Origin of the sequence: Glutamicibacter sp. HZAU (assembly GCF_004100365.1) — a bacterium.
GTDB lineage: Bacteria > Actinomycetota > Actinomycetes > Actinomycetales > Micrococcaceae > Glutamicibacter > Glutamicibacter nicotianae.
Map to the genome: position 1 here is coordinate 143,850 of NZ_SCKZ01000005.1, position 14,317 is coordinate 158,166.

17 protein-coding genes and 1 pseudogene are annotated in these 14,317 nt (G+C 62.8%); 4 read left to right on the forward strand and 14 right to left on the reverse strand.

Going from position 1 to position 14,317, the window contains the following annotated elements; genetic code table 11:
- Nucleotides 1–136: 136 nt before the first annotated feature.
- From EKH49_RS09030 to EKH49_RS09050, 5 genes are all read right to left on the reverse strand, one after another.
- Entirely contained in the window at nt 137–634 is a 498-nt protein-coding gene (locus EKH49_RS09030) for an SRPBCC domain-containing protein (RefSeq protein WP_128470580.1), read from the reverse strand.
- A 157-nt stretch (nt 635–791) separates the two neighbouring features.
- Nucleotides 792–1,487 (reverse strand): hypothetical protein, encoded by a 696-nt coding sequence (locus EKH49_RS09035; RefSeq protein ID WP_128470581.1) that lies wholly within the window; start codon nt 1,485–1,487, stop codon nt 792–794.
- Nucleotides 1,484–2,401, reverse strand: coding sequence for an ABC transporter ATP-binding protein (locus EKH49_RS09040; protein WP_128470582.1), 918 nt, complete (start codon nt 2,399–2,401; stop codon nt 1,484–1,486). Before EKH49_RS09040 ends, EKH49_RS09035 begins: the two co-directional genes overlap by 4 nt.
- A 29-nt stretch (nt 2,402–2,430) precedes the next feature.
- On the reverse strand, nt 2,431–2,790 hold the full coding sequence (locus tag EKH49_RS09045; RefSeq protein ID WP_038992147.1) for a GntR family transcriptional regulator: 360 nt from the start codon (nt 2,788–2,790) through the stop codon (nt 2,431–2,433).
- A gap of 150 nt (nt 2,791–2,940) precedes the next feature.
- A complete protein-coding gene (locus tag EKH49_RS09050; RefSeq protein WP_128470583.1) occupies nt 2,941–3,390 on the reverse strand; it encodes a hypothetical protein in 450 nt (149 codons plus the stop codon).
- Between the two features lie 18 nt (nt 3,391–3,408).
- Here EKH49_RS09050 and EKH49_RS09055 point away from each other — a divergent pair, with 18 nt between their 5' ends.
- Entirely contained in the window at nt 3,409–4,302 is an 894-nt protein-coding gene (locus EKH49_RS09055; protein ID WP_128470584.1) for a hypothetical protein, read from the forward strand.
- A 63-nt stretch (nt 4,303–4,365) separates the two neighbouring features.
- On the opposite strand, the gene rdgB is transcribed toward EKH49_RS09055, so the two are convergent.
- From rdgB to EKH49_RS09070, 3 genes are all read right to left on the reverse strand, one after another.
- Nucleotides 4,366–4,998, reverse strand: a complete 633-nt coding sequence (rdgB, locus tag EKH49_RS09060) for an RdgB/HAM1 family non-canonical purine NTP pyrophosphatase (RefSeq protein WP_128470585.1) — start codon at nt 4,996–4,998, stop codon at nt 4,366–4,368.
- The gene (gene rph / locus EKH49_RS09065; protein WP_038992098.1) at nt 4,995–5,729 is read right to left on the reverse strand and encodes a ribonuclease PH; all 735 of its coding nucleotides are present in this window, start codon (nt 5,727–5,729) and stop codon (nt 4,995–4,997) included. The genes rdgB and rph overlap by 4 nt, the downstream gene beginning before the upstream one ends.
- An 89-nt stretch (nt 5,730–5,818) precedes the next feature.
- Entirely contained in the window at nt 5,819–6,475 is a 657-nt protein-coding gene (locus tag EKH49_RS09070; RefSeq protein ID WP_128470586.1) for a helix-turn-helix transcriptional regulator, read from the reverse strand.
- 88 nt (nt 6,476–6,563) lie between these two features.
- Here EKH49_RS09070 and EKH49_RS09075 point away from each other — a divergent pair, with 88 nt between their 5' ends.
- Entirely contained in the window at nt 6,564–7,028 is a 465-nt protein-coding gene (locus EKH49_RS09075; RefSeq protein WP_128470587.1) for a hypothetical protein, read from the forward strand.
- A gap of 237 nt (nt 7,029–7,265) precedes the next feature.
- Here the strand turns inward: EKH49_RS09075 and EKH49_RS09080 are convergent.
- From EKH49_RS09080 to clpS, 4 genes and pseudogenes are all read right to left on the reverse strand, one after another.
- A pseudogene (locus tag EKH49_RS09080) lies at nt 7,266–8,060 on the reverse strand (MBL fold metallo-hydrolase); the annotation flags it as partial.
- The gene (murI, locus tag EKH49_RS09085; RefSeq protein WP_073707631.1) at nt 8,057–8,980 is read right to left on the reverse strand and encodes a glutamate racemase; all 924 of its coding nucleotides are present in this window, start codon (nt 8,978–8,980) and stop codon (nt 8,057–8,059) included. The pseudogene EKH49_RS09080 and the gene murI, both read right to left, overlap by 4 nt.
- Nucleotides 8,981–8,984: 4 nt before the next feature.
- Complete coding sequence (locus EKH49_RS09090) at nt 8,985–9,563, reverse strand: DUF2017 domain-containing protein (RefSeq protein ID WP_121866568.1); 579 nt, start codon at nt 9,561–9,563, stop codon at nt 8,985–8,987.
- A gap of 2 nt (nt 9,564–9,565) precedes the next feature.
- Nucleotides 9,566–9,850 carry an ATP-dependent Clp protease adapter ClpS gene (gene clpS, locus EKH49_RS09095; RefSeq protein ID WP_038992076.1) on the reverse strand — a complete coding sequence of 95 codons (285 nt, stop codon included), beginning with the start codon at nt 9,848–9,850 and terminating at the stop codon, nt 9,566–9,568.
- 142 nt (nt 9,851–9,992) lie between these two features.
- Between clpS and EKH49_RS09100 the strand changes: the two genes are divergently transcribed.
- Both EKH49_RS09100 and EKH49_RS09105 read left to right on the forward strand, forming a co-directional pair.
- Nucleotides 9,993–11,291, forward strand: coding sequence for a nicotinate phosphoribosyltransferase (locus EKH49_RS09100; protein WP_128470589.1), 1,299 nt, complete (start codon nt 9,993–9,995; stop codon nt 11,289–11,291).
- Nucleotides 11,292–11,394: 103 nt separating this feature from the next.
- Nucleotides 11,395–11,988: an isochorismatase family protein gene (locus EKH49_RS09105; protein ID WP_128470590.1), complete on the forward strand. Its 594-nt coding sequence runs from the start codon at nt 11,395–11,397 to the stop codon at nt 11,986–11,988.
- A gap of 76 nt (nt 11,989–12,064) precedes the next feature.
- Here the strand turns inward: EKH49_RS09105 and EKH49_RS09110 are convergent, their stop codons facing one another.
- A complete protein-coding gene (locus EKH49_RS09110; protein ID WP_128470591.1) occupies nt 12,065–13,831 on the reverse strand; it encodes a DEAD/DEAH box helicase in 1,767 nt (588 codons plus the stop codon).
- A gap of 55 nt (nt 13,832–13,886) precedes the next feature.
- Nucleotides 13,887–14,138 carry a DUF3039 domain-containing protein gene (locus EKH49_RS09115; protein WP_128470592.1) on the reverse strand — a complete coding sequence of 84 codons (252 nt, stop codon included), beginning with the start codon at nt 14,136–14,138 and terminating at the stop codon, nt 13,887–13,889.
- Nucleotides 14,139–14,317: the final 179 nt, after the last annotated feature.

Sequence of the window (14,317 nt, forward strand, 5' to 3'; positions counted from 1 at the left end):
ATACCGTGGTGGCAATTCACTGCAGTCCCGGAATTGACCTGTGGATATCAATTGATCGCCAGCCCGCGCGGCGCAATCCAGAGGCAGGGCATCTCACATTCGAAACCTGCAGCCTCGCTCTTGGCGTGCCCGGATCTCAGCTGCGGAACAATTGTCCGTAGTACTCGCTGAGCGCCGGATAGTAATCGGGCTCGAAGACCACGCTCCCCACGTCGGTTCCATCCACCGCGGCGGCCAGCCGATCCAGGTAGAACTCCCATCCCGGCCCGATGGACCCGGCCTGCTGCGGGTCAAGCCCCGGCATCTGGAAGACCAGGCAGCTGCCCTGGCCCGATGCCTCTACCTTCAGCTCCAGCTGCCAAGCCGAATCGCCCGCTCCAGTGCGCACCTGCATCTGGCGCGTGCGCGGATCGCAATGCAGGATCTCCACGCGTTCGGTGGGCGCTTCCTCTTCGGCCAGCAGCACTACCTCGACGGCGCCGCTTTTCGGATCTCCGTGCCAGGATCCGAACCAGAGCGCCAAGTACTCGGAATCGGCCAGATAGCGCCAGATCCTGTCCGGTGATTCAGTGAATTCGCGGCGCAATTCCAGCGCTCCGTGCGCGGTGCGGATTCCGGTGGGCGTAGCGCTCATGGCTGTACTCCTGGGTTGCTCCCCTGCCACCGCGACACTGGCTATTCCAATGCCTTCGCCGACAGTGATTGAAGAATAGCAAAAGCGCTGGTTTCCCTCCCGGAAGGAAAGGAAACCAGCGCTCGTTTCATGTTCTTGGACCCGGCCGGCAAACGGGCTACGCAGTAGCCTTGCGCAAGGTGAGATAGGAGCCGCCAGCCATCAGCAGGGCGACAATGCCGCCCCACAAGGTCACCCCAGCGGCGGTCCAGGTCAGTGCCCACCTCCAGAACTCGCCCCAGGAGTTGGTGAAGGTGAACAGGGCGATGATCCCCAGCACCAGCACACCCAAGCAGATGAAGAATGCCACCATGCCCGTGGTGCGCCACCTCATGTAGATGGTCGCTGCCAGGAATCCGATCATGAACAGCAGCACCATCAGCACGAAGTAGAACAGGATCTGGACCAGCCAGTTGTTATCCGCAATCCATTGCAGCGCGAAGAACTGTCCGCCCATGCCCCAACCATCAGTAGCAACTTCCAGCAGTCCCATCAGGTAGTAGAACACCGAGAGCGCCAGCGCGCATACGGAAAACAGTGCCACGGTGCCCAGATAGAAGGTGCGCCGCGAAATACTCATGGCCATGGAGAACGGGAAGGTCAACGTCAGCGACTGGATTCCCAGGGCCAGAAAGTACCACATGGGCGCTTGGGCGCCGCCGCCGTACATTGCCCCGTCTCCGCCGTTGCGCCGGACCAGCCACCAGATGGCCAGGGTGAAGAGGAATGATGCACCCAGGATGATCAGCGGAATTCCGATGAAGGTGCCCTTGTTGATCAGTTGCATGCGGGCAACTTTGATGACGCGGTTCATTTTCTTGCCTCCGTCCGTTCTTCTGTCCTTTGTGCCGTGGTGCCGCTCAATGCGCTGCGGACCACCAGTTGCTGCAGCGACACGGGGCTCAGGTCCAGGCCCATGAGTTTTGCCTGCTCGCGCTGGTCCGCATCCAGCTTGGCCTTGATCGTGACGCTGGCCAGGGCGCCGAGCGCATCGCGATGCAATACCTGCGCGGTGCCGATGAATTCCTGGACCTTGGCGGCGTCACCGGTGACAGTGACCGCCGTGCCGCGCAGCTCTTCGGCATCCGAGTCGATGACGATCTGCCCCTTGTCGATCACGATGACGTGTTCGAGAAGGTTGGCGACTTCGTCGATCAGGTGGCTGGAGAGCACGATGGTGCGCGGGTATTCAGCGAAGTCTTCGACAAGGCGGTCGTAGAAGATCTGCCGGGCTACCGCGTCGAGGCCGAGGTAGGGCTCATCGAAGAAGGTGATGTCGGCCCGCGAGGCCATGCCGATGATGACGCCGACTGCGGACAGCTGCCCGCGGGAGAGCTTCTTGATCCTCCGCTTGATCGGCAGCGCGAACGCTTCGACGAGCTCCTGGGCAAGGTCCTCGTCCCAGTTCTCGAAGAACAGGGCTGCGGATTCGAAGGCCTGGTGGACCTTGAAGTCATCGGGGTATTTCTGGGATTCGCGGATGAAGCAGATGCGCGAAAGCGTCGGATCATGCTCGAACGGGGCGTGGCCGAAGATTTCGACGGTGCCGTGGTCTGCATAGTTCTGCCCGGTCAGGATGGACATCAGCGTGGTCTTGCCGGCTCCGTTGCGTCCGAGCAGCCCGTAGATCCGATCCGGCTCCAGATCCAGGGTGACGTTGTCGAGCGCTTTCACGTCCTTGTAGGTCTTGCTCAGTTCGCGTGTGGCGATTGCTGTCGTGCGTGGCATGTCGTTCCTCCCTGTGCTGTAGAGATGTTTCAAGATTCCGAGCCGGTCTTGATCATGGCGACCAGCTCATCCACGCCAATGCCCAGCTTGGAAGCTTCTGCGGTCAATGGCGCAATGAATTGCTGCTGGAATTTCTCGCGGCGTTGCGCTCGCAGCCGCTGCGGTGCTCCTTCGGTGACGAACATGCCGATTCCCCGTTTCTTGTAGAGCAGCCCATCTTCCACGAGCCGGTTGATCCCCTTGGCTGCGGTGGCCGGATTGATCCGGTAGAACGCTGCGAATTCATTGGTTGATGGAACCTGTGCTTCTTCCGCCAGAACACCAGAGATGATGTCGTTCTCAATCAGCTCAGCAATTTGCATGAAGATCGGTTTTGAATCATCAATCATGCTGGCTCCCTCCGTGCTCATCCCCACCAGATTAGTTAGTGGGTTAGTTACTCATGTAACTAACCATAGAACCTCGGGAAGTTCTGCGCAAGTACGGAGCTGCAGGATTCCCGTGGAAATTACGGTGCTCCAAACTGTCCGCCTCGCTATCTATGCTGGGACTTGCCAAGAAAGGCCGCCCTGCACGCGCACCATCGATGTTGCGTTCACAGTGGTGAAACCCTGATTGGAAACGCCCGACCGGGAGAGTTGCACGCCCAGCCCGAAACCGTGGAAAACGAGCGCGGGCAGCGAAAAATTGGCCAGGCCTGGCTCGGAAAATTGCGATAGCGCACGTGGAAGCCAACAGCCATCCTCGTGTAGCAGGCCTTTATGGGAGGGACCATGCAAGAAGATTTCAACCGACTTGCGATACCAGATCAGCTTCTTGGAGCGCTGGACCGCCAAGTTCTGCTCGAGCTGTTCAAGGCGTATTTCCCGGATTGCAGCGGTGAAGACCTTGCGCGTGTGAGCCGACGTGAACTGATCACCAGGATCCAGACCGAAAGCGCTTATGCCGTGCAGCGTCCCAGCTGCATTATCGACGAGTATCCCCTGCACCGTCCGAACCTTGGGGCAGTGAAACCCGGATTGCTGGTCCGCGAACCAGGCCAGTCGGTCTACTGGTGCCGGCAAGCCAAGCCCTTGGAATCCGCCACAGCTCTGGGGCAGGTCAACCAGAATTACCTCTGGAATTTGCCGGAAACCATGCAGGCGGGAGATCTGATCCTGACGGCATTGGAGAGCACTCCAGCCTTGATTGCCACCTTGGAAATCGCCCATTCGGATGAGCCGGGCCAGCTCACTTTCAACACATTGGCGACCTTCACTGATCCCATTTCGGTGGCCGACATCGAGTCCAAGATCGGCGATAAGCTGCCGCGGCGTTCGCAATATCTGGAAGATCCGCTGGCCGATAAGGTTCTGGAAAGCATCGCGGAGCTGGTCGAACACCCGCACCCGATCTTCGTCACCGCGGGCCCGTGCTTGCCTTCGGCGCCGTCAAGGGCCAACCGGGTGCTGGGCGTTGCGGCCATTCTCCAGCGCAGCGAGCCGGGCGAACCACTTGCCTGCGAAATTTGCGAGCGGGACATCTCAGCCCGGCCAAGGATCCACCTGCCGCAGGCCCACCAGAACGGCCTGCGCTGGGAGATCCAGGACCACGTGGATGAGGTGGTGCTGCTGTGCGGCGACTGCCACCAGATGGCCCACCAGCCAACGCTGCAGCAGCTGCGCAACTTCGCGAAGCCTGCCTGCCCAGCCTGCGGGGAACGCAATCCGCGGAAAGTCGTCTGGGGCATGCCAGCTTTCGGACCAGATGATGATGAATTCGTGACCGCTGGATGCGTGATGCCTTTCGGGCCTCCAGCGCAATGGGAGTGCCGCGCCTGCAAAACCCGGTACCTGGTGGCCGAATTCGATGACCGGCCGCACCAGGCCTGGGCGTACTACGGGGAGAAGCTCCAGCACTGAGAACAGAACGCCGGCACATCCTGAACTGGACGTGCCGGCGTTCTGCTGTCCTGGCCTTGGCGGCTACTTGGCCAGGGCCTTGGTCACCTCGTCGATGATGCGCGGCAGCAACGCGGCGAAGGCGCGAGCGCGATGCGAAATCGCGTTCTTTTCCTCCGGCGTATGCTCGGCCATGGACTTGCCGGCCCCCGCAGGTTCGAAGATCGGATCATAGCCGAAGCCATGCTCGCCGGCCCGCTCGGTGCGCAGCACGCCCTCGACCTTGCCAAGTTCCACGTGCTCGGCTCCCCCGGGGGCAGCCAGCGCCGCGGCGCAGACGAACTGTGCTCCGCGATGCTCGGCGGCAATATCGCCAAGCTGGCCGAGCAGCAGATCGATATTCGCTTCGTCGTTGCCGTGCACTCCGGACCAGCGAGCCGAGAAGATGCCCGGGGCTCCCCCGAGCACATCAACGCTCAGGCCGGAATCGTCGGCGAGCGCCACCAGGCCGGTGGATGCCGAGATCTCGCGGGCCTTCTTCAGCGCGTTGCCGGCGAAGCTGACCTGGTCTTCGACAGGATCGGGAGCTCCCGCGGTGGCGGCGTCGATGACCTGGGTGTCGACATCCAGACCCGGCACCTTTCCGCGCAGCAGTTCGCGCAATTCGCGTAGCTTGCCCTGGTTGCGCGAGGCGAGGACCAGTACCGGCTCGCTCATTTCGTGCTGTTCAGGGTCTCGCGCTGGATTTCGGCCAGCTCGTTGGTGCCGCCCAGGGCCAGATCCAGCAGGGCATCCAGCTCTTCGCGCTTGAAGGGCACGCCCTCGGCGGTGCCCTGGACCTCGACGAAGTCGCCGGAACCGGTGACCACGACGTTCATGTCGGTCTCGGCGCGGACGTCTTCCTCGTAGGGCAGATCCAGCATCGGGGTGCCGTCGATGATGCCCACCGAGATCGCGGCCACCGAGTCGGTCAGCACCTTGGCGCCGGGCTTCACGATGCCCTGAGAACGGGCCCAGGAGATTGCTTCCGCCAGCGCCACGTAGGCACCGGTGATCGCTGCCGTGCGGGTGCCGCCGTCGGCCTGCAGGACATCGCAGTCCAGCACGATGGTGTTTTCGCCCAGCGCCTTGGTATCCACCACGGCACGCAGCGAGCGGCCGATCAGGCGGGAGATTTCGTGGGTGCGGCCGGAGAGCTTGCCCTTGACCGACTCGCGGGAGTTGCGGGTGTTGGTGGCACGCGGGAGCATCGCGTATTCGGCGGTGACCCAGCCGGTGCCTTCGCCCTTGAGCCAGCGCGGCACGCCCTCGGTGAAGGAAGCGGTGCACAGCACGCGGGTGTTGCCGAATTCGATCAGCGCCGAGCCTTCGGCCTGAGCGGACCAGCCGCGGGTGATGGTAATGTCTCGAAGTTGCGCGGCTCCTCGGCCGTCAGCGCGTAAAGTCATGGTTCCATCCTAACCACGCTCACCGGTCGATCTGCACCGGCGACCCAGAGCGTTACGGTGAAATGCACCTCGTGGGCCATACGCGGCCGCTACTGCGGGTGGATCACAATGCAGCACCGGCCAGGTTGCGGGCTCAGCTCGGCCCTGCTGCAGTCCAGCTGGCAGCCTTCCAGCGCGCCGGAAACCAGTTCGTAGTTCATCGAGCAGACCAATTCGGTTTGCTGCTGGGCGACCTGGTGGAAGGGGCAGTTCCGCATGGATATTTCTCCGTGCTCGTCCACCTCGGGCTCGTAGCCCAGCTCATCGAGCAGCGGCACGAGCCCGTCCCCGTCCTGCCCCAGTTTCCTGCCTTCGCTGCGTGCCGCCTGATGCAGCGCGGCGAGCACCGCCCCCGAGGTGTCGGCGCTGGCCGCCTGGGCCAGCAAGCTGCCCAGCAGCCGGTAGTTGCGCGCCGGCAGGCTCACCGAGACTTCGGATTGGGCGAGCGCGTAGAGCTTGGCCGTGCGCCCGGCTCCTGGTCCGGTTCTCCCTTCAGGCCGGGCGAAGGTCACGGCCAGCAATCCAGCGGTGGCCAGCCGGTCCAGGTGGTAGGCGGCCAAGGTCCGGCTGATTCCCGCGGCCTTGGCTGCCGCCTCGCGTCCTACCGGTTGCGTGCTTTGCGAAATGAACTCGAACAGCTGGCGCCGCACCGGATCATTCAGCGATTTGATCACCGCATCTTGTTGCTTGTCCAGTTTTCCCAACATGGCAAAATTCTATCAACAATGGATCTTGACAAATAGGTCCGGGAGGCGAATTCTGGGTATACGTTCAAATCTTTGGAGGATGATCGCCATGAGCGCCTCATGGAGCGAGAAGCATCCGCTCTCGCACATCCGCGCAACTACAGCTGAACGGGTCAGCACCGACCCGTCGTTGAGCGCATTCTGGATCCTGCGCATTGGATTTGTCGTCCTTCCCCTGCTCATGGGACTGGACAAGTTCGCGAACGTGATGAACTACTGGCCGGACTACCTGGCCCCGTGGGTCATTGCCATCCTGCCGTTCTCCGCGCAAACCGCCATGCACGTGGTTGGCGTGGTGGAACTGGTTGCCGCCGCATCGATGATCATCAAGCCGCGCTACGCGAGCTATGTGCTCGCCCTGTGGCTGCTGGGCATCATCATCAACCTGGTCTCGATGGGCATCTTCCTCGATGTCGCTCTGCGGGACGTGGGACTGCTCGTTGCCGCACTGGCGCTGACCCGGCTGGCCAGCAAGTACGACAAACCGTGGGGCGCCAAGCACGGCACCCGCTGATCCGCTGCAGAACAGAGCAAAGCACCGGCGAGAAGGATTACCCCTTCTCGCCGGTGCTTTCGTTCCGTGCGTCGAGACTGTTCCGCGCACCTACTTCTTGCGCTTGAGCAGCGGGAACTTGCGGGTCTTCTCGTACTTGATGGTCGGCATGGATCCGGTGCGGGTCTTCAGGTAGTCGGTACCGCGATCCCCCTTGAACAGGGTCGGGTCCTTGTCTTCCTTCAGGCTGCCGGAGTACACGCCGTAGGTTACGCCGGATACGGCAACGGCAATGCCGCCGCTGTAGGTTTCCTTGGCCTCTTCAACCACCTTGTTGATGTCGGTCCATACCGGAATGTGGGTGAGCAGCATGCGCTCGGCACCGGCGGCGGCGGCCATTTCGCCAGCGCGTTTCCCGGTCAGGTGCACGCCGTCAATGTGGTCATCGCGGCCTTCCTCGAAGGCCACCTCGCACAGGAACATGTCGGCGCCGCGGGCGGCTTCCACCAGGCCATCGCAGCTGTCGGTATCCCCGGAATAGGTCAGCACGCTGGTCAGCAGTTCGCCGTCGGGGCCCGGTTCATGCGCTTCCACGCGCAGGGCATAGGCTTCCTTGATCGGGTGGCGCACCGGGTACGGGGTGATGGTGAACGGTCCGATATTCACCGGCTTCAGCGATTTCCAGACCTGGAAGTCGTAGTCCTTGGCCATGGTGTCGCCGTCAGGCAGCGAGTAGGCAGTCTCGATGCGCTCGGCGGTGTCTTCCGGGCCGTGCACGAGCATCCGCTCCCGGCCCCAGCCGTTGGGATCCCAGCGGATCGCCACATGCAAACCGCACAAATCCATGCAGTGGTCGGGATGCAGATGGGAAATCATGATCCCGTCGATGTCTTTCAAATCGGTGTAGCGCTGCAGCACGCCCAAAGCCCCGGACCCCAGATCCAGCAGGATCTTCCAGTCGCGGGTGCCATCAAAGGCCGTCACCAGGTAGCAGGACGCGGGCGATCCCGGCCCTGGGAATGACCCGGTGCATCCGATGATGGTCAGCTTCATTCGTTACTCGCTTTCGACGCGGCAATCATTTGCGGAGTGATCCGCGAGATGGCTCCGGTCGGATAGTGGGCGGCTACATGGTCCACGTGGCGCACCTGCAGCACCTCGGGTCCGAGGAAACGGCGAGCCAGTACACCAAAACTATCAGCGTTGCCTGTGGCGAGGAACTCATGACGCGCCGCGGCGCCGTCGTTGCGCACCAGCGAATGCCGGGTCAGCGCCCGGAAAACGTCCTTCGCCGTTTCCTCTGCAGATGACACCAGCGTGACCGAATCCCCCATCACGTAGGAGAGCACGCCGGTGAGCAGCGGGTAGTGCGTGCATCCCAGCACCAGGGTGTCCACCTTGGCGGCCTGCAGCGGCGCCAGATACTCTTGCGCGATCTCCAGCAGCTCGGCGCCGGCGGTGATGCCGGATTCCACGAACTCCACGAAACGCGGGCAGGCCACGGTCGATACCTGCAGGTTCGGGGCAGCGGCAAAAGCATCCTCATAGGCGCGCGAGCCCACGGTCGCCTGGGTGCCGATGATGCCGATCCTGCCATTCTTCGTGCCGGCCACGGCACGGCGGACCGCCGGCTGGATGACTTCGACCACCGGGATGCCATAGCGCGCGGTGTAGCGTTCGCGGGCATCGCGCAGCACCGCTGCGGAGGCCGAATTGCAGGCAATGACCAGCAGCTTCACCCCGGAATCCACCAGTTCGTCCATGACGCCCAGGGCGTTGGCCCGCACCTGGGCGATGGGCAGCGGACCGTAGGGAGAGTTGGCGGTATCCCCCACATAGATCAGCGATTCGCCGGGCAGCTGGTCGATGATCGCGCGGGCCACGGTCAGCCCGCCAACACCGGAATCGAAGATGCCAATGGGAGTATTGGCGTCCGGGGCGGAGACCTGCCCGGTGGCAAAGTAGGAATTCATGGGCTCAGGACTCCGCATCCATCAGCGCGCCCATCAAGGTATCGAGCACCCAAGAGATCAGGTTGTACACCAGGGACATGTATTCCTCGGGGGTTTCCACCTCGGAAGCATCAAGCACCTCGGCGACGCGGGCCGAATCCTCTTCGCTGCGGATCTGAAGGCGCTCGGCGAGCACCAGGCGCACGTCGTTCAGGGCCTGGGCGAAACGCGCCGCGGCGTCCTTGTCCAGCACGAGCTTGTCGGTTTCCAGCAGCAGCTGGGCTTCGCGCAGGCGGCCGACCTTCTGCGCGATCGAATCGGCTTCGGTCAGCCGGCGATGCTCGGCAGCCACCACGGCGTCGTCGCTGGCATCGGGCAGCAGCCTGGCCAGTGCCGGATCGGCAATCGGAGGCAAGTCCATGGACTCGGGCCGCATGCCGGTCAAGGCATAGAGCGGATCGATGTCCTCGGGCAGCTGGTGCAGCCGGGCACGTTCTTCGAGCATTTCGATGACGTCGGAGAAGAGTTCGCGGATCAGCTTGCGTTCGGGCGAATGCAGCGTGCCGGTAATGCCCTTGGAACCGTTCTTGAAGGCCTTGGCCACGTTCAGGCTCCCTGGGTCATGGTTGCGTTCAGTCCGAACCCGTGCATGGCCTGCACATCGGATTCGATGGCTTCGCGGCTGCCGCTGCGCACGGTGCAGAAGCCGTCATGGTGCACCTGCAGCATGAGCTTCTCAGCTTTTTCCGGGCTGAAACCAAAGTAGGAACGGAACACGTAGGATACGTAGCTCATCAAGTTCACTGGATCATTCCACACGACCAAGCGCCATGGCTTGTCTTGGGATACCAGGGTTTCAAATTCGGAAAGTACATCGGGCATTGCGGTCATGGTTACCATTTTACGCGCGGAAGCTGAACGCAACACCGGACACGGCAAATATCACCTTGGGCGAGAGCCGTTATACAGTAAAACGGGTCTGCTTTCCCAAGCAGCACCGCACAAGGCCTTTTCCGATCATCAGGAGCGTCACATGCGCACCAGTCTCTTCACCGACCACTATGAGCTGACCATGCTCCAGGCAGCGCTGGAATCCGGTGCGGCGCACCGCCCATCAGTCTTCGAGGCATTCGCACGCCGCTTGCCCGAAGGCCGGCGCTACGGCGTGGTCGCAGGCACTGGCCGCGTGCTCGAAGGCCTGGCAGATTTCCGCTTTGATGACGAGCAGCTGCGTTTCCTCAGCGACAACAAGGTGGTCAACGCCGAGACCATCAAGTACCTGGAGAACTTCCGCTTCACCGGCAACATCTCCGGCTATGCCGAGGGCGAGCTGTACTTCCCGAACTCGCCACTGCTGACCGTGGAGTCGACCTTCGCCGAAGCCTGCGTCATCGAGACCTTCGTGCTCTCGGCGATGAACCATGATTCGGCCATTGCCTCGGCCGCCTCGCGCATGATCGCCTCGGCCGGCGAGCGCCCCTGCATCGAGATGGGCTCGCGCCGCACCCATGAGGAATCAGCGGTGGCCGCCGCGCGCGCCGCCATGATTGCCGGATTCTCCTCGACCTCGAACCTGGAAGCCGGTGCACGCTACGGCCTGAAAACCGTTGGCACTTCGGCCCACTCCTTCACCCTGCTGCACGACACCGAGCGCGCCGCCTTCGAAGCGCAGGTTGCCTCGCTGGGCAAGGACACCATCTTGCTGGTCGACACCTACGACGTCGAGAACGGCGTACGCACCGCGGTCGAGGTGGCCGGTCCCGAGCTGGGCGGCGTCCGCCTCGACTCGGGCGACCTGGTGCAGCAGGCAGGCTGGGTCCGCGAGCTGCTCGATGATTTGGGCAACTGGAACACCAAGATCACCGTCACCTCGGACCTGGACGAGTACGCGATTGCCGCCCTGGCCAGCGCCCCGGTGGACTCCTACGGCGTGGGCACGGCCCTGGTCACCGGTTCCGGGCACCCGACCGCGTCCATGGTCTATAAGCTGGTGGCCCGCCAGGACGATGCGGGCGAATGGATTCCCGTGGCCAAGGCCGCGGCGAACAAGGCCAGCGTGGGCGGCCGCAAGTATGCGGTGCGCCAGCTCAACGAGCGCAACCGCGCCGTCGCCGAAATCGTCTCCACCTCCGATTACACCACCGGTGGCCCCGAGCGCGACCTGGTTGTCCCGCTGGTGCGCAACGGCGAGATCGACCAGGCCCATGTCGGCGCTGCCGGCGTCAAGCGCGCCACCGAGCGCCACCACGCATCGGTCCAGGAGCTGCCGGGCGTGGCCCGCAAGATGCAGCGCGGCGAACCGGTCATCCCGACCGTCATGATCCAGGACTAGCCAAACACACGAAAAACTCAGCTGCGGAACGTAGGATCCAGATTCAAGGATCCTGCGGTCCGCAGTTGTCCAAGGTCTACATCCACTAGCCAGGGAGGCAGCGATGAGCAGAGCCCTATTGATCATTGATGTCCAGCCGGACTTCTGCGAAGGCGGTGCCCTCGCGGTAACCGGCGGCAATGCTGTAGCTACGGCCATTGCCGCGGACATTGCCGAACGCCGCAATTCCTACTCGGCCATCGTGACCACCCAGGATTGGCACATCGAGCCGGGCGATCATTTCTCTCAGAACCCGGACTTCATTGATTCGTGGCCGGTGCACTGCGTTGCCGGCACGCCTGGCGCAGCGCTGCATCCGCAGCTTGAGCAGGTGCCAGTCGACGCGCGTTTTGCCAAGGGGCGTTTCGCCGCCGCCTACTCCGGCTTCGAAGCCCGGGAGCTGGATCCCTCGGCGGACAAGGCGGATGAAAGCGGGGAACTGCTCGGCGACTGGCTCAAGGCCAAGGGCATCACTTCGGTGGATGTCGTGGGGCTCGCCGCTGACCACTGCGTGAAGGCCACCGCCTTCGATGCGGTGCAAGCCGGGTTCACCACTACCATCATTTCGCCGCTGACCGCCGCGGTCTCGCCGGAGAATCTGCCTGCGATCCGCGAGGAACTGCGCGCAGCCGGGGTCACGGTGCTGTCGCTGGGCTGATCCTTGCCTTGAAAACCACAACGGCTTGGCGCTGACCGAATTCTCCGGTCAGCGCCAAGCCGTTTTTTCGCGGAAACTACTTGCGTCCGACGAACCAGTCCTGCAGCTTGTCGATGCGCGCCTGCAGCTGGTCGGCTGTTGCTTGCGGCACCGCAGGCCCGCCGCAGATGCTGCGCAGCTTGTTGTGGATCTGCCCATGCGGGGTGCCGGTGCGGGCAGCCCATGCAGAGACGTTCTTGGACAGCTTGGTGCGAAGCTCCATCATGCGGCGGTGGTCGGACACCGGCTCGGGCTTGGTGGCGCCCTTGGAAATCTGCTTGGTCTGCTGCTTGCGCAGCAGCTCGGATACCTGCTCGGTATCCAGCAGGCCCGGGATGCCCAGGAAGCCCAGTTCCTCTTCGCTGCCGATGTCGGCACCGGTGCCGAATTCGCCACCGTCGAAGAGCACGCGATCGAAAGAAGCCTGCGAGTTCAGCGCTTCGAACTTGTTGCGTGCCAGCTCGTCGCTGGCCTTCTCTTCCTTGTTCGCCGCTTCCAGCAGCGAATCGTCCAGACCGTCCTCGTCCTTGGAGCCTTCGCGGTCCAAGGCGTGGTCGCGTTCGACTTCCATCTCGTTGGCCAAGGCCATCAGGATCGGCACCGAGGGCAGGAACACCGAGGCCACTTCTCCGCGCTTGCGGCTGCGCACGAAGCGTCCCACCGCCTGGGCGAAGAACAGCGGTGTGGAGGTGGATGTCGCATAGACGCCGACGCACAAGCGCGGCACGTCCACTCCTTCGGATACCATGCGCACCGCGACCATCCAGCGCGCATCGGATTCGGAGAATTCGTCGATCTTCTGCGATGCCTTGGGGTCATCGGACAGGATGGTGGTGACCTTCTCGCCGCAGATGGCTTCGAGCTGGGCGGCATAGCCACGCGCGTCCTCGTGGTCGGTGGCAATGACCAGGCCGCCGGCGTCCTTCACGGTGCGGCGCACCTCGGACAGGCGCCGGTCAGCGGCTTGCAGCACCGAGGGAATCCAGTCCCCGTGCGGGTCCAGCGCGGTGCGCCAGGCATGGGCGGTGACATCCTTGGTGAAGCCCTCGCCGAGGTTTGCTTCCATCTCCTCGCCGCCGGCGGTTCGCCAGCGCATATTTCCCGAATAGGCCATGAACAGCACCGGACGGACCACATGGTCTGCCAGGGCGTTGCCGTAGCCGTAGGTATAGTCGGCCTTGGACCGGCGGATGCCGTCTCCCTCATCGACATACTGCACGAAGGGAATCGGTGCAGCATCGGAACGGAACGGGGTACCGGTCAGGGCCAGTCGGCGGGTGGCAGGTTCGAATGCCTCGCGGATGCCGTCGCCCCAACTCAGCGCATCGCCGGCGTGGTGGACCTCGTCCATGATCACCAGGGTGCGGGCATCCTCGGTCTTCGCGCGGTGCACGGCAGGCTTCAGCGCGACCTGGGCATAGGTCACCACGACGCCCATGTAATGCGAGCCGTGCCGGCCGTCGGAGTTCTTGTAGTTCGGGTCCAGGGCAATGCCCACACGCGCTGCCGAATCCGCCCACTGCTTTTTCAGGTGGTCGGTCGGCGCGACAACGATCATGCGGTTGATCTTGCCCGAGTCGATCAGCACCTTGGCCAGGCGCAGCGCAAAGGTGGTCTTGCCGGCGCCAGGGGTCGCCACTGCCATGAAGTCCCTGGGCTCCTTGTCGAAGTACAAGGCCAGGGCTTCGGCCTGCCAGGCACGCAGCTTCGGCCCGGTTCCCCATGCCGCGCGTTCCGGGTACGCTACCGGAAGCTTGTCTTCTAGTGGAAGCTTGTCGCCAAAATCAAAGAGTGTCTCGGTCATTTACCTTTTCCCGGCCGCGTGCATCGTGTGAAGTAGTGCTAGTTCATTCGCAGCACTACCCCATCAAGGAATCGTAGATTTCCTTGCACTCGGGGCATACCGGGAATTTCTGCGGATCTCGGCCTGGGGTCCAGACCTTGCCGCACAGGGCGATCACTGGGTCGCCGGTCATTGCCGACTCCATGATCTTTTCTTTCTGCACATAGTGGGCAAAGCGCTCGTGATCTCCGGCCTCGACACTCTGGGTTGTCTCGGTACGTTCAATCGTGGCAGTGCCACCGCGGGTTTCTTCAGACTGTTCCACCATGCCTTCAAGTCTAGTACGGATTGCCCCTGCTGTCCGCGTAGCAGGCATGGGAGCTTGTCCACATTGACTTTGCCGCTGTTGCCTACGCAGCTCCACGTTCCGCTTCATATCTTCAAGTCAGTGATCGTTTTCCTGCATCTGCTCGAATGGCTGCCATCCAGTTTGATTTGGATTTCCCC

Coding starts and splice junctions, on each gene's coding strand:
- EKH49_RS09030 (WP_128470580.1), bottom strand. CDS start 634: ATGAGCGCTACGCCCACCGGAATCCGCACCGCGCACGGAGCGCTGGAA.
- EKH49_RS09035 (WP_128470581.1), bottom strand. CDS start 1,487: ATGAACCGCGTCATCAAAGTTGCCCGCATGCAACTGATCAACAAGGGC.
- EKH49_RS09040 (WP_128470582.1), bottom strand. CDS start 2,401: ATGCCACGCACGACAGCAATCGCCACACGCGAACTGAGCAAGACCTAC.
- EKH49_RS09045 (WP_038992147.1), bottom strand. CDS start 2,790: ATGATTGATGATTCAAAACCGATCTTCATGCAAATTGCTGAGCTGATT.
- rdgB (WP_128470585.1), bottom strand. CDS start 4,998: ATGAGCGAGCCGGTACTGGTCCTCGCCTCGCGCAACCAGGGCAAGCTA.
- rph (WP_038992098.1), bottom strand. CDS start 5,729: ATGACTTTACGCGCTGACGGCCGAGGAGCCGCGCAACTTCGAGACATT.
- EKH49_RS09070 (WP_128470586.1), bottom strand. CDS start 6,475: ATGTTGGGAAAACTGGACAAGCAACAAGATGCGGTGATCAAATCGCTG.
- EKH49_RS09075 (WP_128470587.1), top strand. CDS start 6,564: ATGAGCGCCTCATGGAGCGAGAAGCATCCGCTCTCGCACATCCGCGCA.
- murI (WP_073707631.1), bottom strand. CDS start 8,980: ATGAATTCCTACTTTGCCACCGGGCAGGTCTCCGCCCCGGACGCCAAT.
- clpS (WP_038992076.1), bottom strand. CDS start 9,850: ATGACCGCAATGCCCGATGTACTTTCCGAATTTGAAACCCTGGTATCC.
- EKH49_RS09100 (WP_128470589.1), top strand. CDS start 9,993: ATGCGCACCAGTCTCTTCACCGACCACTATGAGCTGACCATGCTCCAG.
- EKH49_RS09105 (WP_128470590.1), top strand. CDS start 11,395: ATGAGCAGAGCCCTATTGATCATTGATGTCCAGCCGGACTTCTGCGAA.
- EKH49_RS09110 (WP_128470591.1), bottom strand. CDS start 13,831: ATGACCGAGACACTCTTTGATTTTGGCGACAAGCTTCCACTAGAAGAC.
- EKH49_RS09115 (WP_128470592.1), bottom strand. CDS start 14,138: ATGGTGGAACAGTCTGAAGAAACCCGCGGTGGCACTGCCACGATTGAA.